The organism is Streptomyces sp. NBC_00335 (genome assembly GCF_036127095.1).
In the GTDB taxonomy this organism is placed as follows: Bacteria; Actinomycetota; Actinomycetes; order Streptomycetales; family Streptomycetaceae; genus Streptomyces.
In genome coordinates, this window is the sequence record NZ_CP108007.1 from 55694 (window position 1) to 76411 (window position 20718).

Below are 20718 nucleotides of genomic sequence, written 5' to 3' on the forward strand. Positions count from 1 at the left end.
GGCGCCGCTCCCGCTCCCGGGGCCGGGGTGCGGGCCGGGGTCGTGCGGGTCAGCGGACGACGTCGAAGACGTTCAGCTGCAGGCCGTTGGCGTAGGCCGCGTGCTCGACGAGCTTCAGCTTCTGCGCGTCCTTGTCGGTGGCGCTGAAGAGGCGCTTGCCCGCACCGAGCAGCAGCGGGAAGACGAGCAGGTGGTAACGGTCGATCAGGCCGGCGTCGGAGAGGGCCCGGTTCAGGGTGGCGCTGCCGTGCACGATGATCGGGCCGCCCTCGGTCTCCTTCAGCGCGGCGACCTCGTCGAGGGTGCGCAGGATCGTCGTGTCGCCCCAGTCGGACACCAGGTCGTCCTCGGTGAGGGTGGTGGAGACGACGTACTTCGGCATCACCTTGTAGTCGGCGAAGTCCTCCATCGCGGGCCACACCGGGCTGAACGCCTCGTAGCTGGTGCGGCCCAGCAGCATCGCGGAGGCCTCCTTCTGCTCTCGGCCCTTGATCTCGAACGCCTCGGGCAGGAACTCCACGTCCTTGAAGGTCCAGCCGGAGTTCCGGTACCCGGGCTCGCCGCCGGGGGCCTCCACGACGCCGTCCAGGGAGACGAAGGCGGTGCTGATCAGGGTGCGCATCGGGGATCCTCGGTATCTCGTGATCTCGTGGCGGGCCCTCGGGCGGCGCGCCTTTCACCATTCAAGACCGCCGGCCGCCGGAAAACTCATCGGTCCCCGCGAAACTTTTCGTGGTTCAGAAGGCGGCCGCGTGGTCGAGGACCCAGGCGCGGTAGCTGAGCGCCGGGCGGCCGGTGACCTTCTCGATGTCGGTGGTGGTCGGCGCGACCCGGCCGACCGCCTGCGACCAGACCTTGAGGATCCCGTCGAGGACCGGGCCCGGGACGTGGGCACTCATCGCCTGCCGGACCGTCTCGGCGGGCAGCTCGGCGTACTCGATCGGCCGGCCGATCGCCTCGCCGAGGATCCGGGCCTGGTCGGCGTGGGTCAGCGACTCGGGCCCGGTCAGCTCGTAGACGCGGCCCCCGTGCCCGTCCCCGGTCAGGGCCGCCACGGCCACGGCGGCGATGTCGGCCTCGTGCACCGGCGCGGAGGCCGCCCCGGCGTAGGCGCCGCGCACCACGTCTCCGGACTTGGTCTGCCCGGCCCACATCAGGGTGTTGGCGGCGAACGCGTCCGGGCGCAGGAAGGTCCACTCCAGGCCGGAGGCGCGCAGGGCCTGCTCGACCTCGGCGTGGTAGGCGGCGATCGGCCCGTCCTGGACCTCGGCGGCGTCGTCGACCGCGCCGGAGGACAGCAGCACCACCTTGCGCACCCCGGCCCGCTCCGCGGCGGCGACGAAGACCGGCCCGCTGCCCGGCGCCGCGAACAGGAACACCGTGTCGACCCCGGACAGCGCCGCCTCCAGCGACACGGGGTCGGAGAGGTCGCCGGCGACGACGTCGGCCTCGGCCGGCCACACCGAGCGCTGCGGATCGCGGGTCAGGGCCCGCACGCCGTGGCCGTCCTCGATCAGCAGGTCCAGCACGAGGCGGCCGACGATTCCGGTGGCTCCAGTGACGAGGATCATGAGCTTCTCCCTTGGCTTTCGCGGTGCGGCCGTGGCCCGTTCGGGGCGGCACTACAGACTCTAGGAGGCCTTGAGGACAGGTACTGTCCTCAACTGGTCGCGATTGCTTGGGAGTTCTCGCCTGGCGTGCCCGCGACGTGCCCGCGCCGTGCCCGCGGCATGCCCGCGACGCCCGTGAGGCGTCCGCGACATGGCTGTGAACGTCCTGGGATGTCCACACCGATCAGGAATCGAGAAGCGCGGTTCGGGGCGCGGTCCTAGCCTGCTCACCATGGACATCACCATTCACACGACGTCCCTTCCGCACGAGGACCCGGACGCGTCCCTCGCCTTCTACCGCGACGTACTCGGCTTCGAGGTCCGCAGCGATGCCGGGCAGGGCAAGATGCGCTGGATCACGGTCGGCCCGCCCGGTCAGCCGGGCACGTCGATCCTCCTGACGCCGCCCGCCTCCGATCCCGGCATCACCGAGGACGAGCGCCGCACGATCACCGAGATGATGGCCAAGGGCACCTACGGCTGGATCCTGCTGGCCACCCCGGACCTCGACGCCACGTTCGAGAAGGCACAGGCCGGTGACACCGAGGTCGTGCAGGAGCCGACCGAGCAGCCGTACGGCATCCGCGACTGTGCGTTCCGCGACCCCGCGGGCAACCTGGTCCGCATCCAGGAGCTGCGGTGAGCCGGGGAAGGGAGGGCTCCGATGTGTAAGCCCGAATGGCGGCGCGCACGCGTCCAGGCGCAGCGCCTGGAGGATCTCGCACGGCTGCGCCGCGTCCGCGACCGGATCGACAGGGAGTACGCGCAGCCGCTCAACGTCGAAGCGCTCGCACACGATGTGAACATGTCCGCGGGGCACCTGAGCCGGCAGTTCCGGGCCGCGTACGGCGAGTCCCCGTACGCGTACCTGATGACGCGCCGCATCGAGCGGGCCACGGCGCTGCTGCGGCGGGGCGACCTCAGCGTCACCGAGGTCTGCTTCGCGGTCGGCTGCGCCTCGCTGGGAACGTTCACCACCCGCTTCACCGAGCTGGTCGGCATGCCCCCGGGGGCCTTCCGGCGCCAGGCGGCGGACGCGGCGTCCGGCCATGGCGGCGCCGCGGGTACGGCCCGCGGTGCGGGGCCGGCGATCAAGGTGGAGGGGATGCCGGCGTGCGTGGCGAAGCAGGTCTCCAGACCGGTCAGGAATCGAGAAGCGCCGGCCACGCCCCAGGCCCTAGCGTGATGGTCACAGCAACCGCGATCACCGCATCCGTTCACAGCGCGAGGAGCACGACATGAAGGCGCACGTCAGCTCGATCCTTCTTGGTGTCCGGGACATGGACCGGGCCAAGCAGTTCTACACCGAGGGGCTCGGCTGGAAGGTCCAGAGCGACTTCGGCATCTCGGTGTTCTTCGAGTCGGACGGCGCCTCGCCGGTCGGCTTCTACAGCCGCGAAGGCCTGGCCGGCCAGGTGGGCACGGACCAGGAGGGCAGCGGCTTCAGCGGGCTGGTTCTGACCTACGTCGTCCGCAGCGAGGCGCGGGTCGACGAGATCCTGGCGGAGGCCGTGAAGGCCGGCGCCACGGTCCTCAAGCCCGCCGCCGCCCTGCCGTGGGGCGGGTACGGTGCCACCTTCGCCGACCCGGAGGGCTACATATGGAGCCTCGGCTACAGCGACCAGGGAACCGACCAGCCCTACGCGGAGTAGCCGCGGCCCTTGTCTGACGGCCGTCCGGGACGGCGGGGCGCGTGCCCCCGCCGTCCCGGACGGTTCTGGCCGGCAGGACGAACAGAACGAACAGGACGAACAGGAGAAGCTCATGAGGTTCCGGTCCCACGTCGAGCCGCCCGAGCCCATGCGGGGTCTCGAAGTTCCGTCCGAGGTGGTGGCAGAGCTCGGCGGCGGCGCGCGGCCGCCGGTGCGGATCACGGTGGGCGGGCATTCCTGGCAGAGCCGGCTCGCCCTGCTGCGCGGCCGCCACCTGATCGGCCTCAGCCATGCCAACCGGGAGGCCGCCGGCGTAGAGATCGGCGAGGAGGTCGAGGTGGAGCTGGAACTCGACACCGAGCCGCGCGTCGTGGTCGAGCCCGCGGACTTCGCCCGGGCTCTGGACGAGGACCCGGCCGCCCGCGCCGCGTACGACAACCTGACGTACAGCCGCAAGCGCGAGCACGTGCGCGCCATCGAGAGCGCGAAGAAGCCCGACACGCGCCTGCGGCGCATCGAGAAGGCCATCGCCGCCCTGCGCGGCTGATGGCCGTACAGCCGTGGCTCGGGCCGGGGTCACTGGTTCCAGTGGGAGGCCGTTTTCAGGAGGCGGTCGTTCGCGTCCGGGGAGCCGATCGTGATGCGGACGCCCTCGTCGCCGAAGGGGCGGACCATCAGGCCGGCCGCCTCGCAGGCGTCGGCGAAGTAGGCGGTGCGGGAGCCGAGGCGCAGCCAGACGAAGTTGGCGTGGCTGTCGGGGACTTCGTAGCCCTCCGCGCGCAGGGTGGCGCTGACGCGGTCGCGTTCCGCGATCAGGTCGGCCACGCGCTCGCGGAGTTCCTCCGTGGCGCGCAGGGAGGCCAGGGCGGCGGCCTGGGCGGGGCCGCTCACGCCGAGGGGGACGGAGCAGGCGCGCAGGGCGGCCGTGACCCGGGGGTGGGCCACCGCGTAGCCGACGCGGAGCGCGGCCAGTCCGTAGGCCTTGGAGAAGGTGCGCAGGACGGCGACGTTGGGGCGGTCCCGGTAGAGGTCGACGCCGTCGGGGATGTCGTCGGCGGGGTCGACGAACTCGCGGTAGGCCTCGTCGATGACGACCAGGACCTCGGGAGGAACGCGGTCCAGGAAGCGTTCCAGTTCGGCGCGGCGGACGGCGGTGCCGGTGGGGTTGTTCGGGTTGCAGACGAAGATCAGGCGGGTGCGGTCGGTGACCGCGTCGGCCAGGGCGTCCAGGTCGTGGGTCTCGTCGCGCAGCGGGACCTGGACGGAGGTGGCTCCGGCGGCCCAGGCCAGCAGCGGGTAGGCCTCGAAGGAGCGCCAGGCGAAGACGACCTCGTCGCCGGGGCCCGCGGCGGCGGCGACCAGGTGCTGGGTGATGCCGACCGAGCCGGTGCCCAGTACGAGGTGGTCGGCGGGTACGCCGAGGCGCCCGGAGAGTTCCGCGATGAGCTCGGCCGCGCCGGGGTCGGGGTAGCGGTTGAGGCGGCCCAGCCAGGTCTCGACCGCGGCGACCACGGAGGGCAGGGGCGGGTACGGGTTCTCGTTCGAGGAGAGCTTGTCGACGAACTCGTCGCGGGCCGCGCGTCCCGGCACGTACGCGGGGAGCGTCGAGACGTCGGCGCGCAGTCGGGGGAAGGTCGTGTCCGGACCGGCATCGGGCATGGCGCAATCCTTAAGTGTGGGGCTCCGGGAGGGGCGGGTGCCGGGCTGGGCGTACAACACCGTCCGGCCGCGCCGACGGGGGAGGCGGCACGGCCGGACGGTGACCAGGGGAGACCGGGCGAGGGGGACGGCGCGGAGCTGAGGGGGATCAGCCCCGTGCCGGTGCCGGCGGGTTGTAGGGCGAGGGACCGCCGAACGCCCAGCGCAGCCGGGTCGCCCCGTCGATCTGCACCACACGCTCGATGTCGAACTCGCACATCCGCAGGGCTCCGGGCACATCGGCCCGGTCCCCCTCGGCCCAGTTGATCCGGGCCTTGCCCGTCAGTTGCAGGGTGTGGCCGGACTCCCAGTCCAGGAAGAGCAGTCCGCAGTTCTCGTTGAGCTGCAGATTGCCCAGGGTCATGTAGAAGGAATTGCCGAAGTAGTCGGGCCATACGAGCCTGCGCGGTCCCGCCACCGTGACGAAACCGGGGTCGCCGCCCCGGTGCGAGGAGTCCGCGCCGTAGCCGTCGGCCTGACTGGCGATGAAGAAGGTGTCCGCCCCGGTGATCCACTTCTCCTGCTCGGGCGTGAGCGCGTCGCCGTCCCGGGTCTCCCGGGGCGCGGTGGCGGGCCCGTCCGCGACCGGGACCCGTACCTGGAGGTACTTGGGGCAGTTGCCCAGCACCTGCTCGGTACGGATGTGCAGGGACTCCCCTTCGCGCCGCGCCACGCCGTTGATCCGGATCCGGGTCGTCGTGTGCGGTTCGAGGGCGAGCAGCCCGATGTCGGCCGTCTCCGCGAAGGCCCCGGCGAGCGGATCGCCGGGCACGGGGAGGGAGGAGAGCGTGATCGTGCGCCGGCTCGTGGGCAGGGCGAAGCCGGGGTCGCCCGTGACCAGGGAGGACCACATGGCGCCCGTGGCGTCGGCGCCGCCCAGGAAGAGCATGCGCTGGCGCATCAGGTACTGGTCGAAGCCGGGCTGGATCACGTCGTCGAACATCGGCGAGCCCCAGCCGGGACCGCCTTCGCCGGCCTGCTTCTGGACGGCCTGTTCACCCTCGTGATGGGGGGTCTTGATCACGGGAACCTCCGGTCGGGACGGGCGCCGCGGCCGACGGGAGTGCCGTCGGCGGGCGCCCGTCTACGGGGCGCCGGTCAGCGGGCGCCGATCAGCAGGGCGGTGTCCACGACACGGTTGGAGAAGCCCCACTCGTTGTCGTACCAGCCGACGATCTTGACCTGGCGGCCGTCGCCGATCACCTTGGTCAGACCCGAGTCGAAGATGCACGACGCGGGGTCGGTGACGATGTCGCTGGAGACGATCGGCTCGTCGGTGTAGGTGAGGATGCCCGCCAGAGCGCCCTCGGCGGCCTTCGCGAAGATCTCGTTGACCTCCTCGACCGTCGTCGCGCGGCCCACGCGCACGGTGAGGTCGGTGGCCGAGCCCGTCGGGATCGGCACGCGCAGCGCGTACCCGTCGAGCTTGCCCTTGAGCTGCGGCAGGACCAGGCCGATGGCCTTGGCGGCGCCGGTGGTGGTCGGCACGGTGTTCGTCGCCGCCGAGCGGGCGCGGCGCAGATCGGTGTGCGGACCGTCCTGGAGGTTCTGGTCCGAGGTGTAGGCGTGCACCGTGGTCATCAGGCCGTGCTCGATGCCGAGCGCGTCGTCGAGGACCTTGGCCAGCGGGGCCAGGCAGTTGGTCGTGCACGAGGCGTTGGAGACGATGTCGTGCACGGCCGGGTCGTAGAGGTCGTCGTTGATGCCGAAGGCGATCGTCAGGTCCTCGTTCTTCGAGGGCGCGCTGATGATGACCTTGCGGGCACCGGCCTCCAGGTGGGCCCGGGCCTTGTGCGCGTCGGTGAACACACCGGTGGACTCGATGACCACGTCCACCTCCAGCTCGCCCCACGGCAGCTTGGCCGGGTCGCGCTCGGCGGTCACGCGTATGGTGCGCCCGTCGATGACGAGGTTGCCCTCGACCGCGCGGACGTCGTGGCCGAGCTTGCCGAGCGTGCTGTCGTACTTGAGCAGATGGGCCAGCGTCGCGGCGTCGGTGAGGTCGTTGACGGCGACCACCTCCAGGCCGGTGCCCCGCTGAAGGGCGGCGCGGAAGAAGCTGCGGCCGATGCGGCCGAATCCGTTGATGCCGACCTTGATCGTCACGTGATACCCCTCGTTCGGAAACTACATCCATGACCGCACGTGAAGCCGCGTTGTCCGGCCAGTCCTCGTCCTCAACTGTACCGGCCGACCTGTCGGTTGGCTTGCGTAAATGCGCCTGTTCATGGCCTGTTTGCGCACAGAAGTCGAGGTGAGGCCCTTTTGATTGGAACATCTGATGGCATGCGAGTACCTGCATGCAGGTATGTTTGTATGGGCTCGCTTGTCATGACACGACGCTTCCCGGAGCGAGGAGAACGATGGACATGCTGCCCCTCCGCATGCCGAGCGCATTCGTGCCGGACCGCAGTCCAGCGCTCGCCGCGCCCGCCGTGCCCGCCAACTGCACGGCGCGGGTCATCCGCACACACGGCGAGTCCGTGTACGGGACCACCGTCCGCCGCGAGTACGGCGACGTCACCATTTCCCTCGTCACCGGGGAGGCCCACGAGGCCATACGCCCCGGCCGCTACATCCGGCCCGACCCCTCCGAGTCCCTGCGGGTGTTCCGGGCGCTGGCCGGCGAGATCCACGTCCACCAGGACGGCCGCCGGGGCCAGGCGAGCGGCCCGCAGATCATCTGCTGCGACACCAGCCGCCCGTACCGCCTCCTGCTGCCCCGGCCGTTCCACCTGGTCGAAGTGCAGCTCCCGCACCGCCACCTCGGCATGTCGGCCGGCGACACCGCGAAGCTCACGGCCACCGGCTGGTGCGGAAGGATGGGCGCGGGCGCCCTGCTCTCCCAGCTGCTCGCCGGACTCCACGACCACGGCACCGAGATCCACTCCGCCGTCGACCGGGTCGGCGCCACCGTGGCGGGCCTGACCGCGGCCGTCCTCGCCGACCGGCTGCGCAATGTCGCCGCCGAGGACGAAGTGGCCCGGCACGACCTCATGCTGGCCATCCAGTCGTACATCCGGGCACGGCTCTCCGACCCCGAGCTCACCCCGCAGGCGATCGCCGAGCACCACAACGTCTCGCTGCGCTACCTCCAGCGGATGTTCCAGGAGCAGGGGACCAGCCCCGCCCGGTGGATCCGGGACGAGCGGCTCGCCCGCTGCCGCTCCGAGCTGCGCGACCCGCGGCTCGAACACCTGCCCGTCGGGGTGATCGGCGAACGGTCCGGGCTCTACCAGGCCTCGCACTTCAGCCGGCTCTTCCGCGACCGGTACGGCCTCACCCCGCGCGGCTACCGGACCATGCGCGAGGCCGTGCCCACCTAGGGGAGGGGCCGCCGTACCAGGCCGACCAGGCCGACCGGCGCCGACGGGCGCCCACCGGCGTCCACGGGCGCCCACCAGCGTCCACCAGGCCGACCAGCTCAGGCCAGCGCCCACCAGCCCGGGCGCCGCCGGGCGCCGCCGGGCGCTGCCGAGCACCGGCGACCGACGAGTACCGCCGAGCACCGACGACCGACGCGCACTGACATCCGAGGAGGATGACGGATTTGACCGGCACGAGCTTCGAATTCCCCGGTGAGTACTACGAGATCATGCGGAAGGACTTCCGCAACCTCGACGCCGAGACGGAGTTCCTCGCGTCCCTGCTCCCCGACGCGGGCACCGTACTCGACCTGGGCTGCGGCACCGGCTCCAACCTGCGCGCCCTGAGCGAGCGCGGCCACCGCGGCACCGGCGTCGACCAGAGCGCCGCGTTCCTGGAGTACGCCCTCGCCGCCGGCGGCGAGGACATCTCCTACGTGGAGGCCCGCGCCGAGGAGTACCGCACCGACGAGCGCTACGACCTCGTGTACAGCCTCTTCATGACGCTCAACTACCTGGAGCGCGCTCAGCTCCCGGCGGTCCTGCGTTCCGTGCGCGAGCTGCTGAACCCCGGCGGGCAGGTCGTCCTGGAGTTCGGCCACCTGCTGAACTTCGTCGACTCCTTCCAGCCCAACAGCGTCGGCCACCACCGCCGGGACGGGGTGCTCATCACCCGCCTCGCCCGCCAGTTCATCAACGCGCACGCCGCGAACTGGCGCAACGAGGAGACCCTGCTGGTCCGCACCGCGGACGGCACGGTCGCCATGTACGACAACTTCTTCGACCAGGCCGTCCTGACCGGGCCCGAGGTGCGCGAACTGCTGGCCGCGGCGGGCCTGACCATCACGGCCGAGTACGGCGGCTTCCGCAAGGAGCCCGCGCCCTTCCACGGCCGGGGCCCGCTCGTCATCGTGGCCACCGCGACCCCCGCCGCCACCGCGGGCGACACCGCGTCCGACACCGTTCAGCAAGAGGAGAACCAGGCATGACCGGCACCGGCATATCGCTGCTCGACGGCGGGCCCGCCCCCGAAACCGGCGTCGCGCACCTGGGCGCCGCCCTCGTCCGCGCCGTCGGCGAGAGCGACGGCCGCGGGGTGACGTACATCCGCGCCGACGGCACCGAGGTCCACCAGAGCTACTGCGAGCTGCTCGACGACGCCTCGCGCGTCCTGGCCGGCCTGCGCGCCTCCGGCGCCGCCATCGGCGAGAAGATCATCCTCCAGTCCGCCGACGACGCCGACCTCCTCGCCGGCTTCTGGGGCTGCGTCCTCGGCGGCTTCCTGCCGCTGCCCGTCAGCGCCGACGCGGTCAACGGCCCCGGCCTGCTGGAGCGTGTCTGGGCCGGCTACGGCCGCCCCCGCGTCCTGACCGGCACCGGCCAGGAGCTCGCGCCCGCCGTCACCGCCGACGCCGGCTGGAGCGCCGCCCACCTGGGCGACGTGGCGGGCCTGCGCAGCGCCCACGAGCCGGACCTCGCCTGGCACGAGCCCGACGCCGTGGACCCGGCCGTCCTGCTGCTCACCTCCGGCAGCACCGGCGTGCCCAAGGCCGTCACCCTCACCCACCGCAACATCCTCACGCGCAGCGCCGCCACCTCCCGCGTGAACAAGCTCGACGCGGACACCCGCACCTTCAACTGGATGCCGCTGGACCACATCGGCGGGCTGATCATGTTCCACGCGCGCGACGTCTTCCTCGGCTGCGCCCAGGTCCACGCCAAGATCCAGTGGGTCCTGGAGGACCCGCTGCGCTGGCTCGACGCCGTCTCCGCCCACCGGGCCGACACCACCTGGGCGCCCAACTTCGCCTTCGTGCTCGTCAACGACCAGGCCGACCGCTTCGAGGGCCGCGGCTGGGACCTCAGCCCGCTGCGCTACATCATGAACGGCGGCGAGGCCGTCCGCTCCGGCGTCGTCCGCCGCTTCCTGGACCTGCTGGCCCCCTACGGGCTGCCCGCCACCGCCATGTTCCCGGGCTGGGGCATGTCCGAGACCACGGCCGGCGTGGCCGACTGCCAGTTCACCGAAGCCGCAGCCGGCGACGACCGCTACGTGCCCGTCGGCCGCCCGCAGCCCGGCACCCGCATCCGGGTCGTCGACGAGCACGGCGCGCTCGTGCCGTGGGGCGTCACCGGCCGGCTCCAGGTCACCGGCTCGACCATCACCTCCGGGTACTACGACAACCCCGTGCAGAACCGCCAGTCCTTCACGGACGACGGCTGGTTCAAGACCGGCGACCTGGCGTACGTGGAGAGCGGAATCCTCACCGTCACCGGCCGCACCGACGACGTCATCCAGCTCGGGGAGATCGCCTACCACGGCCACGAGATCGAGGCCGCCGTCGAGGAACTCGACTTCATCGAGCCCTCGTACACCGTCGCCTCCCTCGTCACCGCCGAGCCCGGCGGCCCCGAGGAGCTCGCCGTCTTCTTCAGCCCGCGCACCGGCGCCCTCACCGGGGAGCAGGGCGAGCGGATCCGCGAGCGGGTCCGCGAGCGGCTCGGCGTCGACGTACCGCACCTGCTGCCCGTCGACCGGTCCGAGATCCCCAAGACCGGCATCGGCAAGCTCCGCCGCGCCCAGCTCCGCAAGAGCTTCGAGGACAGCCTGGCCTCCGTCCCGGCCGGCTCCGCGGCCTGACCGTACGGGTGGTGCGGTTCGGGCGGGCCCGCCCGAACCGCACCACCCGTACGGCTCCATCCCCTACGCACGAGGAGCGCCCATGGCGCAGCAGGAGCGAGCCGAGCGGACGCGCCGGGCTCTGATCAACGGCGCCGCCAAGGCCATCGACCTCTACGGCTACGAAGGGGCCTCGCTCGCCGTCATCTGCACCACCGCGGGAGTGACCAAGGGCGCCTTGATGTACCACTTCCCGGCCAAGGACGACCTGGTCAGGGCCGTGCGCACCGAAGCCCGGCAGGCGATCGTCGGCGCGCTGGGCGCGGTACCGCACCGCGGGATCCGGCCCTTGCAGGCCGCCGTCGACATGACGCACGCCGTCGCCGGGCGGCTCGGGCACGACCCCGTCGTACGGGCGGGCTCGCGGCTGACCCGGGAGTTCATGCACTACCCCGACGGCAGCGTCTCCTGGACCGATGCCGTCCGCGAGGAACTGGCCGACGCCCTGGCCGGTGCCGCCGACCCCTGGGGGACGGCCGCGCAGCTCGTGTACTCCCTGATCGGGATGGACGTGTGCCTGCGCGGGGAAGAACACCGCCCGGGCCGTTCCTGCGGGCCGCTGCGCGGACACCTGACCCGGCTGTGGCAGCTGATCCTGCCGGGGATGCTCGCGGCGCCGCAGGCCGTGGAGCTGTACCGGGCCGAGGGCTCGTCGCCGTACTGCGCCTTCGTGGCCGCCCCCGAACCCGTGCGACTCGGGCCGCGGGGATGAGCGTGGACCGTGCGGGGGCCGGTGCGGGTACGGGGGCGGGTGTGGGGGCGGCCGTGCCCGATCCGCGTCCGCTGACCGGGGAGCCGCTCAGCCTGGACCTCCTCAACACCCACTGGCACGACCGGTACGGCCGCCACGACCTGCTGGACTCCACCGCCGGCCTCGCGTGCTGGCTGGCCGGGTCCCGGGTGGCCGCCGTGTACGCCGGCGGCGAGCTGTGTGCCGACCGGGCCACCCTGGCCGCCGCCCGGGCCGCCCGCTCCGCGCTGGCCGGTGTGGCCGGGCGCGCCGACGCGGGGCCGGGGGCGCTCGACGCCTTCAACCGGCTGCTCGACGCGGGCCGCATCCGGCGGCTGCTCACGGCCGGCGGGCCCGTGGAGCGGCTGGAGGCGCCCGACTCGGGGCGCCTGCTGGGGTACCTCGCGGCGGCGGACTACCTCCGGTTGCTCAGCACTGCGGGGGATCGGGTGCGCAGTTGTGCGAACCCGAGCTGTGGGCTGCGGTTCCACGATGTCAGCCGCAATGGCACTCGGCGGTGGTGCACGAGTACGGGCTGCGGCAATCGGGCGAAGGCGGCCCGCCACTACGCGCGGCGGACCGCGGCCGTGTCCTGACGGCTGCGCCGTCTGCTCCTCAGCTGCCCTGCGGGCTGCGTGTGCCCCGGTTCGGTCCGGGCCGGTCCGGGCCGGTCCGGCCCGGCTGCGGGGTGTGCCGCTGCGCGGCGCGGAGTCCCCTACCCGCCCTTCCACCGTTCCCCGGGCTCCGCCCGGACCCGTTGCCGAGTACGGCGCCGTTGCCGGGGGCCAGCCCCCGGACCCCCGCTCCTCAAACGCCGGAGGGGCTGGATTTTGGCCGGTGTCGGCTCGCATGTGGAGGCGGGAGGGGCTGGATCTTGGCCGGGGTCGGCTCGCATGTGGAGGCGGGAGGGGTGGGATTTTGGCTGGCGTCAGGAGGGGCTGGGGAATCCAGCCCCTCCGGCGTTTGAGGAGCGGGGTTCGGGGCGGAGCCCCGGGGAACGGGCTAAGGGTGGGTGGGGGACTTGCCCGCGTCGTGGTGGTGTCGGATGGTGTCACTGTGGCGCGGGGTGGTGCCATCGCTTTGACCAGCGTGTTTGTGGGTGGTGATGTCGACACGGTGCGGAGTGGTGCCACATTGGCTCGACATGGCGCCATGTCTGTGCCATGCTGTGGGACATGGACCTCACGCCCTACGTCACCACCCTCCGCCAAGAGCTCGCCGTCGCCGCCGAGGCCGGCGGCGACGAAGCCCGCAAGCTGGCCGAGAGGCTCACCGCTCCCCTGGAGTCGGCGACCCGGCTGACCCTGCTCAATGTGCTCTCCGCCGCGATGGACGAGATCACCCGTGAACTCGCCCCCGGCTCGGTCGACGTACGACTGCGCGGGCTCGACCCCGAGTTCGTGGTGACGGTGCCGGCCGGCGAGAGCCACGCCCCCGTGGAGCCGGCCACCGCCGCCGCTCCGTTCGCCGAACCGCTCGCGCCGCACGCGTCCGCCGACGGCGACGAGGGCGGCACCGCCCGCGTCAACCTGCGGCTGCCGGCCCACCTCAAGGCCCGCGCCGAGGAGGCCGCGAGCCGTGAGGGCCTGTCGGTCAACGCGTGGCTGGTGCGCGCCGTGTCGGCCGCGGTCGAACCGGGTGCCAGGCCGCGTACGGCGGAGAAGTCCCAGAGCGTGGGGCAGAGCTTCACGGGCTGGGTGCGCTAGCCCTCGCCACACCGCACCGCAACCGCACCGCATCAGTTCTCCCACACCACGTCCCACCAGCGGGGACGCCCAGAAGACTCAAGAGGACGGGACAGCCATGCCTTCTTTCGACACCTCCGAAGCGATCTCGGTCACCGCACACGTGGAGGCCGGCTCCATCCAGTTCACCGCGGGCGACCGCCTCGACACCGTCGTCGAGGTGCAGCCCCGGGACCCGAAGCGGGACAAGGACGTACGGGCGGCCGAGCAGACCGAGGTCGCGTACCGCAGCGGTGTGCTGACCGTCAGGACGCCCAAGTCCAATCCGTTCGGCCGCCCCGGCATCGTCGACGTGACGGTGGAACTGCCCACGGGCTCGAACATCGACACGACCGGCTCCTGGACCCAGGTGCTCGGCGAGGGCCGGCTCGGCGAGGTCCGGGTGAAGACCTCGTCCGGCGACGTCCGCCTCGACACGACCGGGCCGCTCAAGCTGACCGCGTCGCACGGCTCGATCACCGTGGACCGGGCCGAGGGCGCGACCGAGATCACCACCAGCTCCGGCAGTCTGCGCCTCGGCTTCGTCGACGGGCCGGCCGTCCTGAAGAACTCGCACGGCACCACGACCGTCGGCGCCGCCATCGGCGAGCTGCGGGTGAGCGGTGCCAACGGTGACATCGAGATCCGGCGCGCCGAGGATTCGGTCACCGCCAAGACCGCCCACGGCACCCTGCGGGTGGGCGAAGTCGCCCGTGGCACCGTGGAGCTGGAGACCTCCTACGGGGCCATCGAGGTCGGCGTCCGCGAGGGCACGGCCGCCTGGCTCGACGTCAGCTCGGGCTCCGGCCAGGTGCGCAACACGCTCACCGCGTCCGGGAGCCCGGAGGGGAGCGCGGACACCGTCAAGGTCCGCGCCCGGACGAAGTACGGCAACATCGACGTCCGCCGCGCCGTCGCCGCCGGGGCCTGACCGCCCGGCCTGACCGCCCCGCTCCTCCTCGCCCGACTCGCTCTCCCCCCCGTCACTTCAGCCTTCGAATGGAGGGCCTCATGCCTTCTTCTGTCATGCCCACATCACGTCGAGCGGACGGTCACCCGTCTCCGGCCGCCGTCTCCAGCGTCGGTCTGCGCAAGTCCTACGGTGACAAGACCGTCCTCGACGGCATCGATCTGAGCATCCCGGCCGGTTCCGTCTTCGCGCTGCTCGGTCCCAACGGAGCCGGCAAGACCACCGTCGTGAAGATCCTGTCCACGCTCATCACCGCCGACGGCGGACAGGCCCAGGTCGCGGGCCACGACATCGCGGCCTCCGCCGACGGGGTGCGGGCGGCGATCGGGGTCACGGGACAGTTCTCCGCCGTCGACGGTCTGATCACCGGCGAGGAGAACATGCTCCTCATGGCGGACCTGCACCACCTGTCCAAGCAGGAGGGCCGGTGGGTCACCGCCGAACTGCTGGAGCGCTTCGACCTCACCGACGCTGCGAAGAAGCCCGCCTCCACCTACTCCGGCGGCATGAAGCGCCGCCTCGACATCGCCATGACCCTGGTCGGCGACCCGCGGATCATCTTCCTCGACGAGCCGACCACCGGCCTCGACCCGCGCTCCCGGCACAACATGTGGCAGATCATCCGCGAGCTCGTCACCGGCGGCGTCACGGTCTTCCTCACCACCCAGTACCTGGAGGAGGCAGACGAACTCGCCGACCGCATCGCGGTGCTGAACGACGGCAGGATCGCGGCCGAGGGCACCGCCGAGGAGCTGAAGCGGATGATCCCCGGTGGACACGTACGACTGCGGTTCTCCGACCCGGACGCGTACCGGTCCGCCACCGCCGCGCTCGGCGAGGTCACCCGGGACGACGAGGCGCTGGCGCTGCAGATCCCCAGCGACGGCAGCCAGCGCGCGCTGCGCTCCGTGCTCGACCGGCTGGACTCGGCCGGCGTCGAGGCGGACGAGCTGACCGTGCACACGCCCGACCTCGACGACGTGTTCTTCGCCCTGACCGGCACCGACCCGCGCCCCGGCCAGTCCACCCTGCCCAACCAGTCCAAGGAGAACGTCCGATGAGCTCCCTCGCCCTCGCCGTCCGCGACTCGTCCACGATGCTGCGCCGCAACCTCCTGCACGCGCGGCGCTACCCGTCCCTCACCCTGAACCTGCTGCTCACGCCGATCATGCTGCTGCTGCTCTTCGTCTACATCTTCGGCGACGTGATGAGCGCGGGCATCGGCGGCGGCAGCCGCTCCGACTACATCGCCTACCTCGTGCCGGGCCTGCTGCTGATGACCATCGGCAGCACCACGATCGGTACCGCGGTGTCCGTCTCCAACGACATGACCGAGGGGATCATCGCCCGCTTCCGCACGATGGCGATCCACCGCGGCGCGGTGCTCATCGGGCACGTCATCAGCAGCGTGCTGCAGTCGATCGCGAGCGTGGTCCTCGTGGGCGCCGTCGCCGTCGCCATCGGGTTCCGCTCCACGGACGCGACGGCCCTGGAGTGGCTGGCGGCGTTCGGCCTGCTCGTACTGTTCGCCCTGGCGCTCACCTGGATCGCCGTCGGCATGGGGCTGATCAGCCCGAACGCCGAGGCCGCCAGCAACAACGCACTGCCGATGATCCTGCTGTCGCTGCTGTCCAGCGCTTTCGTCCCGGTCGAGGGGATGCCGGGCTGGTTCCAGCCGATCGCCGAGTACCAGCCGTTCACCCCGGCCATCGAGACCCTGCGCGGGCTGCTGCTCGGCAGCGAGATCGGCAACAACGGGTGGATCGCGGTCGCCTGGTGCCTGGGCCTCGCGGTCCTCGGGTACTTCTGGTCGGCCGCCAAGTTCAACGGCGACCCGAAGTAGCGGCGCGGGGTCGAGCACCGCCTCGGCCCCGACCCCCGAAGTGAGGGGTGAATTAGGGGATCCCCGGCCCGGACGAAACTCCTACATTTTCGGTAGTTGTAAGTCCGCGGCCTGCCAGGAGGGGTAATAATGCCCGCTCGACCATCCGACTCCATTGCCGTATGGGACCGTGGCATTCCGTCGGAGGATGCGGCGTCCGAGGCCGGAAGCGACCTCTCCGCGGCGCTCGACGCGGTCATCGGCATTTTCACGGGCAATATACGACCGCGTTTCGGTCCGCCTCCCGCGCTGGCCGTGGCGGACGCGGCGGGCTCCGCCGTGCCGGCCTGGCGCCGCCTCTCGTACCTCGCCGAATGAGTGGGCGCCTTCTGGCGGTCAGTGATCTGCACGTGGCGTACCGGGAGAACCGGTCGGTGCTCGGGGACGTACGGCCCACGTCCGATGCCGACTGGCTGATCGTCGCCGGCGACGTGGGAGAAATAGCCGCCGAGGTGGAATCGGCGCTGGCTCTGCTCGCCGGCCGCTTCGCGCAGGTCATCTGGGCCCCGGGCAACCACGAGCTGTGGACGCACCCCAAGGACCCGAACCCGCTGCGGGGGGTGGAACGCTACCGCCACCTCGTCGAGTTCTGCCGATCCGTCGGAGTGCTGACCCCCGAGGACCCGTACGCGGTCTGGCGGGGCACGGGCGATCCCACCGTCATCGCCCCGCTCTTCCTGCTGTACGACTACACCTTCCGCGTCCCCGGCACGTCCACCAAGGAGGAGTCCCTGGCCCGTGCCGAGCGGGCGGGCGTGGTGTGCAGCGACGAGTACCTGCTGCACCCCGACCCGTACCCCACCCGGGACGCGTGGTGCCGGGCCAGGCTGGCGCAGACCCGGGAGCGGCTCGACGCGCTGGGCACCGGCCTGCCCGTGGTCCTGGTCAACCACTTCCCGCTGCGGCGGCACGAGACCGCGATCCTGCGCCACCCGGAGTTCGCGCAGTGGTGCGGCACCGAGGCGACCGACGACTGGCACGTCCGGTACGGGGCGCGCGCGGTGGTCTACGGGCACCTGCACATCCCGCGCACCACCTGGCACGACGGGGTGCGCTTCGAGGAGGTCTCGCTCGGCTATCCCAGAGAGCGAAAGATGTACGGATCCGCGCGCCCCTGGCCCGTCCAGATCCTGCCGGAAACGGCAGGTGGCCCGTGATCGCATCCCTGCTCCCCCCGGCCGTCGCCTTCGCCGAGGAGTTCGGGGACCCGCCGGGCGGGTTCCTGTTCGCCGAGGAAGCGGAGCTGGTGGCCAGGTCCGTGCCCGTCAGACGGCGCGAGTTCACCACCGTACGGGTGTGCGCCCGGCGCGCGCTCGCCGACCTGGGCCTCGGACCGGTGCCGCTGCTGCCCGGGACCCGTGGCGCGCCGCAGTGGCCCGCCGGGGTCGTCGGCAGCATGACCCACTGCGTGGGCTACCGGGCGAGCGTGGTCGCGCGGGACCGGGACGTCACCGCGATCGGGATCGACGCGGAGCCTGCCGAGCCCCTCGTGGACGGGCTGCTGGAGACGATCGCGCTGCCCGGCGAACAGGCGCACGTCCGCAGGCTGCTGCGGGCCCGGCCCCAGACGGCCTGGGACCGGCTGCTGTTCAGCGCCAAGGAGTCGGTCTACAAGGCGACCTTCCCGGCCACCGGCGTCCGGCTGGACTTCTCCGACGCGGCGATCACCATCGACCCGTTCGAGGGGACCTTCCGGGCCCGGCTGCTCGTGCCCGGTCTCGTCGTCGGCGGACGCTGGTACGACAGCCTGGACGGCAAGTGGAGCGCGACCGGCGGACTGCTGCTGACGGCGATCACCGTCGCGGACGGCTGACCGCGGGGCCGGGCCGGCGGCGCGAGCGAAGAGGGGGGTATCCGGAGCGATCCGGATACCCCCCTCTCCCGTTTTCCGAAGGGGTGCGTCAGGCCTGGAGCATCTCGGCGACGAGGAAGGCCAGTTCCACCGACTGCTGCGGGTTGAGCCGCGGATCGCAGGTGGTCTCGTAGCGCTGCGCCAGGGCCTCCTCGTCGATCTCCTGCGCGCCGCCCAGGCACTCGGTGACGTCGTCGCCGGTGAGCTCGATGTGCAGACCGCCCGGGTGGCTGCCCAGCGCGTGATGCACCTCGAAGAAGCCCTTGACCTCGTCGAGGATCCGGTCGAAGTGGCGGGTCTTGTAGCCGCTGGCGGCCTCGTGGGTGTTGCCGTGCATGGGGTCGCACTGCCAGACGACCTGGTGGCCGGAGGCCTCGACCTTCTCCACGATCGCCGGCAGCACGTCGCGGACCTTCCCGTTGCCCATCCGGGTGATGAGCGTGAGCCGGCCCGGGACGTTGTGCGGGTCGAGCCGCTCCACGTACTCGACGGCCTGCTCCGGGGTGGTGCCCGGGCCGAGCTTCAGGCCGATCGGGTTCGCGAGCATGGAGGCGAGGGCGACATGGGCGCCGTCCAGCTGCCGGGTGCGCTCGCCGATCCACAGGAAGTGCGAGGACAGACCGTACAGCCGCCGCTCGCCCTGCGCCGAGGCCGCCCAGCGCAGCAGGCCGTCCTCGTACTCCAAGAGCAGTGCCTCGTGGCTGGAGTAGATGTCCGTGGTGTGCAGCGAGTTGTGGTCGGCGCTGGCGGCGGAGACGAATGCCAGGCCGCGGTCGATCTCGGCGGCCAGGGCCTCGTAGCGCTCGCCGGCCGGCGAGGTGCGGACGAAGTCCCGGTTCCAGTCGTGGACGTGGCGCAGGTCGGCGAGGTCGGAGCCGGCCATCGCGCGGACCAGGTTGAGGGAGGAGGCCGAGTTGGCGTACGCGCGCAGCATCCGGTCGGGGTCGGGCACCCGCGCGCCGGGCGTCGGCTCCAGGGAGTTGACGATGTCGCCCCGGTAGACGGGCAGGTCGAGCGCGTCGGTGGAGTTGGACCGCGGCTTGGCGTACTGGCCGGCGATCCGGCCGACCTTGACCACCGGAACACTGGCCGCGTAGGTCAGGACGACGGCCATCTGCAGCAGGGTGCGGATGTTCGCGGTGACGTGGGACTCGGTGTTGCCCGCGAAGGTCTCCGCGCAGTCCCCGGCCTGCAGCAGGAACGCCCGCCCGCGGGCCACCTCGGAAAGCAGGCCTTGGAGCCGGTCCACCTCGCCCGGAACGACCAGGGGCGGCAGCTTCGTCAGGGTGTCCCGCGCGGCCGAGGCGATCCGGGGGTCGGGCCACTCGGGCTGCTGGGCGGCAGGCCGGGCCAGCGCGGCGGCCACCTTGGCGTCAATGTCTTCGGGGAACCGCGGTACGGGGGCCAGCCCTGCCGTCGCCGCGTCGCCGATGGTCGGATTCATGCGCGCAGGGTAAGGAGCACCCGGCCACGCGCCGGGAACCCGGCGGGCACTGCCCGCGAACCGGGCGGTGCCCACCGGGTTTCAGGTGCCGTGGGCCGTGATGCCGGAGAGGGCCGGGCGGCGCAGCCCGAAGAAGTCCAGGTACATCTCCAGCTGGTGCGCCAGCATGTGGTGCCCGTGGTGCACCGGCAGGCCCCGTGCGGCGGCCGCCCGCAGCAGCCGCGTCTCCCTCGGCTTCATGATGATGTCCGCGACCACCGCCCCGTCCGCCAGCGCTTCCGGGTCGAAGGGCAGCGGATCGTCCGCCCGCAGCCCCATCGGCGTCGCGTTGACCACGAGTTCCGCCGCGCCCAGTCCGGCCGGCGTACCGGCGGCGACCCGCCCCGGCGCGTACCGCGACATCCGGTCCACGACCGTCTGCACCCGCCTCGCATCCGTGTCGAACACCTCCAGCCGCTCCACGCCGGCGATCGTCAGCGCCGCGGCGATCGCGCCCCCCGCGCCGCCCGCGCCCACCAGGGCCGCCCGTCGGCCCGTGGGCGCGTGGCCGGCCGCCTCCAGACCGGCCACGAATCCGGCGCCGTCGAAGTTCTCGGCGTACCAGAGGCCGTCCGCGCCGCGCCGCAGCGCGTTGGAGCTGCCCGCCAGTTCCACGGCGGGGCTGTGCACGTCGGCGAACTGCCGTACCGCGTCCTTGTGCGGGACGGTCACCAGGAGCCCGTCCACGTTGCGGGCGCGCTGCAGTCCGCGCACCACCTCGCCCAGATGCCCGACCGGTGCGTGCACCGGAACCAGTACGGCGTCGATTCCGAGCGAGGAGAAGAGCGGATTGAGCAGGTGCGGGGCCCGGACCTGTTCCACGGGATCGCCGAGAACGGCGAACAGCCTGGTTCTTCCGGAAATCCCCGGATCGGACCTTACCGAATTTTCCATCGAGTTCCTCCGGTGGAATAGAGGGCCTGGAATTACCTTCGCATTGAACCCCACACCCCTACCCCCGATGCCCTGCGGTCGTCAATACAGGGCCCATATAGGGGGGGTGATAGTGGTGCCGTCGGCGGCTGTGAATGTGAGGCTGTTTACCTCCGCATCGCGAGTTTCTATTGACGAA

The 20718-nt window shown here is 71.9% G+C and carries 23 protein-coding genes; 16 read left to right on the forward strand and 7 right to left on the reverse strand.

All coding sequences use genetic code 11. The annotated features are described in order from the left end of the window. Positions 1–49: 49 nt before the first annotated feature. Positions 50–622 carry a dihydrofolate reductase family protein gene (locus OHA37_RS39765; RefSeq protein ID WP_266914284.1) on the reverse strand — a complete coding sequence of 191 codons (573 nt, stop codon included), beginning with the start codon at positions 620–622 and terminating at the stop codon, positions 50–52. Positions 623–737: 115 nt separating this feature from the next. Beyond that, a complete protein-coding gene (locus tag OHA37_RS39770; protein WP_266914286.1) occupies positions 738–1571 on the reverse strand; it encodes an NAD(P)H-binding protein in 834 nt (277 codons plus the stop codon). A 271-nt stretch (positions 1572–1842) separates the two neighbouring features. On the opposite strand from OHA37_RS39770, the gene OHA37_RS39775 reads away from it, so the two are divergent. The 4 genes from OHA37_RS39775 (at position 1843) to OHA37_RS39790 (ending at position 3809) form a co-directional block, all read left to right on the forward strand. Further along, on the forward strand, positions 1843–2253 hold the full coding sequence (locus OHA37_RS39775; protein ID WP_266914288.1) for a VOC family protein: 411 nt from the start codon (positions 1843–1845) through the stop codon (positions 2251–2253). Between the two features lie 21 nt (positions 2254–2274). Further along, positions 2275–2796 carry a helix-turn-helix transcriptional regulator gene (locus OHA37_RS39780; RefSeq protein ID WP_266914290.1) on the forward strand — a complete coding sequence of 174 codons (522 nt, stop codon included), beginning with the start codon at positions 2275–2277 and terminating at the stop codon, positions 2794–2796. Between the two features lie 52 nt (positions 2797–2848). After that, entirely contained in the window at positions 2849–3262 is a 414-nt protein-coding gene (locus tag OHA37_RS39785) for a VOC family protein (protein WP_266914292.1), read from the forward strand. 112 nt (positions 3263–3374) lie between these two features. Continuing rightward, entirely contained in the window at positions 3375–3809 is a 435-nt protein-coding gene (locus OHA37_RS39790; RefSeq protein WP_266914294.1) for a YdeI/OmpD-associated family protein, read from the forward strand. A 29-nt stretch (positions 3810–3838) separates the two neighbouring features. Here OHA37_RS39790 and hisC read toward each other — a convergent pair whose 3' ends face one another. The 3 genes from hisC to gap form a co-directional block, all read right to left on the reverse strand. Next, the gene (gene hisC, locus OHA37_RS39795) at positions 3839–4921 is read right to left on the reverse strand and encodes a histidinol-phosphate transaminase (protein ID WP_266914296.1); all 1083 of its coding nucleotides are present in this window, start codon (positions 4919–4921) and stop codon (positions 3839–3841) included. Positions 4922–5069: 148 nt separating this feature from the next. Further along, positions 5070–5984 carry a pyridoxamine 5'-phosphate oxidase family protein gene (locus OHA37_RS39800; RefSeq protein WP_266914298.1) on the reverse strand — a complete coding sequence of 305 codons (915 nt, stop codon included), beginning with the start codon at positions 5982–5984 and terminating at the stop codon, positions 5070–5072. 74 nt (positions 5985–6058) lie between these two features. Beyond that, positions 6059–7066, reverse strand: a complete 1008-nt coding sequence (gene gap, locus OHA37_RS39805; protein ID WP_266914300.1) for a type I glyceraldehyde-3-phosphate dehydrogenase — start codon at positions 7064–7066, stop codon at positions 6059–6061. Positions 7067–7323: 257 nt separating this feature from the next. On the opposite strand from gap, the gene OHA37_RS39810 reads away from it, so the two are divergent. The 12 genes from OHA37_RS39810 to OHA37_RS39865 all read left to right on the forward strand — a co-directional run bounded on the left by OHA37_RS39810 (position 7324) and on the right by OHA37_RS39865 (position 18124). Next, entirely contained in the window at positions 7324–8286 is a 963-nt protein-coding gene (locus OHA37_RS39810; RefSeq protein ID WP_266914302.1) for a helix-turn-helix domain-containing protein, read from the forward strand. A 215-nt stretch (positions 8287–8501) separates the two neighbouring features. Beyond that, positions 8502–9314, forward strand: coding sequence for a class I SAM-dependent methyltransferase (locus OHA37_RS39815; protein ID WP_266914304.1), 813 nt, complete (start codon positions 8502–8504; stop codon positions 9312–9314). Next, positions 9311–10966: an AMP-binding protein gene (locus tag OHA37_RS39820; protein ID WP_266914306.1), complete on the forward strand. Its 1656-nt coding sequence runs from the start codon at positions 9311–9313 to the stop codon at positions 10964–10966. The genes OHA37_RS39815 and OHA37_RS39820 overlap by 4 nt, the downstream gene beginning before the upstream one ends. A gap of 82 nt (positions 10967–11048) precedes the next feature. Further along, positions 11049–11717 (forward strand): TetR/AcrR family transcriptional regulator, encoded by a 669-nt coding sequence (locus OHA37_RS39825; protein WP_266914308.1) that lies wholly within the window; start codon positions 11049–11051, stop codon positions 11715–11717. Positions 11718–11770: 53 nt separating this feature from the next. Beyond that, the gene (locus tag OHA37_RS39830; RefSeq protein WP_266914310.1) at positions 11771–12331 is read left to right on the forward strand and encodes a CGNR zinc finger domain-containing protein; all 561 of its coding nucleotides are present in this window, start codon (positions 11771–11773) and stop codon (positions 12329–12331) included. 579 nt (positions 12332–12910) lie between these two features. Next, on the forward strand, positions 12911–13441 hold the full coding sequence (locus OHA37_RS39835; RefSeq protein ID WP_266914312.1) for a toxin-antitoxin system HicB family antitoxin: 531 nt from the start codon (positions 12911–12913) through the stop codon (positions 13439–13441). A gap of 97 nt (positions 13442–13538) precedes the next feature. Then, positions 13539–14390, forward strand: a complete 852-nt coding sequence (locus OHA37_RS39840; RefSeq protein WP_266914314.1) for a DUF4097 family beta strand repeat-containing protein — start codon at positions 13539–13541, stop codon at positions 14388–14390. Between the two features lie 80 nt (positions 14391–14470). After that, positions 14471–15490 carry an ATP-binding cassette domain-containing protein gene (locus tag OHA37_RS39845; protein ID WP_266914316.1) on the forward strand — a complete coding sequence of 340 codons (1020 nt, stop codon included), beginning with the start codon at positions 14471–14473 and terminating at the stop codon, positions 15488–15490. Continuing rightward, positions 15487–16272 (forward strand): ABC transporter permease, encoded by a 786-nt coding sequence (locus tag OHA37_RS39850; RefSeq protein ID WP_266914318.1) that lies wholly within the window; start codon positions 15487–15489, stop codon positions 16270–16272. The genes OHA37_RS39845 and OHA37_RS39850 overlap by 4 nt, the downstream gene beginning before the upstream one ends. Positions 16273–16401: 129 nt before the next feature. Further along, complete coding sequence (locus tag OHA37_RS39855; protein ID WP_266914319.1) at positions 16402–16629, forward strand: hypothetical protein; 228 nt, start codon at positions 16402–16404, stop codon at positions 16627–16629. Then, positions 16626–17468, forward strand: a complete 843-nt coding sequence (locus OHA37_RS39860) for a metallophosphoesterase family protein (protein WP_266914321.1) — start codon at positions 16626–16628, stop codon at positions 17466–17468. The genes OHA37_RS39855 and OHA37_RS39860 overlap by 4 nt, the downstream gene beginning before the upstream one ends. Further along, positions 17465–18124, forward strand: coding sequence for a 4'-phosphopantetheinyl transferase family protein (locus OHA37_RS39865; RefSeq protein ID WP_266914323.1), 660 nt, complete (start codon positions 17465–17467; stop codon positions 18122–18124). The genes OHA37_RS39860 and OHA37_RS39865 overlap by 4 nt, the downstream gene beginning before the upstream one ends. A gap of 88 nt (positions 18125–18212) precedes the next feature. On the opposite strand, the gene OHA37_RS39870 is transcribed toward OHA37_RS39865, so the two are convergent. After that, entirely contained in the window at positions 18213–19607 is a 1395-nt protein-coding gene (locus tag OHA37_RS39870) for a class II 3-deoxy-7-phosphoheptulonate synthase (protein WP_266914325.1), read from the reverse strand. 81 nt (positions 19608–19688) lie between these two features. After that, positions 19689–20540 carry a shikimate dehydrogenase family protein gene (locus OHA37_RS39875; RefSeq protein ID WP_266914327.1) on the reverse strand — a complete coding sequence of 284 codons (852 nt, stop codon included), beginning with the start codon at positions 20538–20540 and terminating at the stop codon, positions 19689–19691. Positions 20541–20718: the final 178 nt, after the last annotated feature.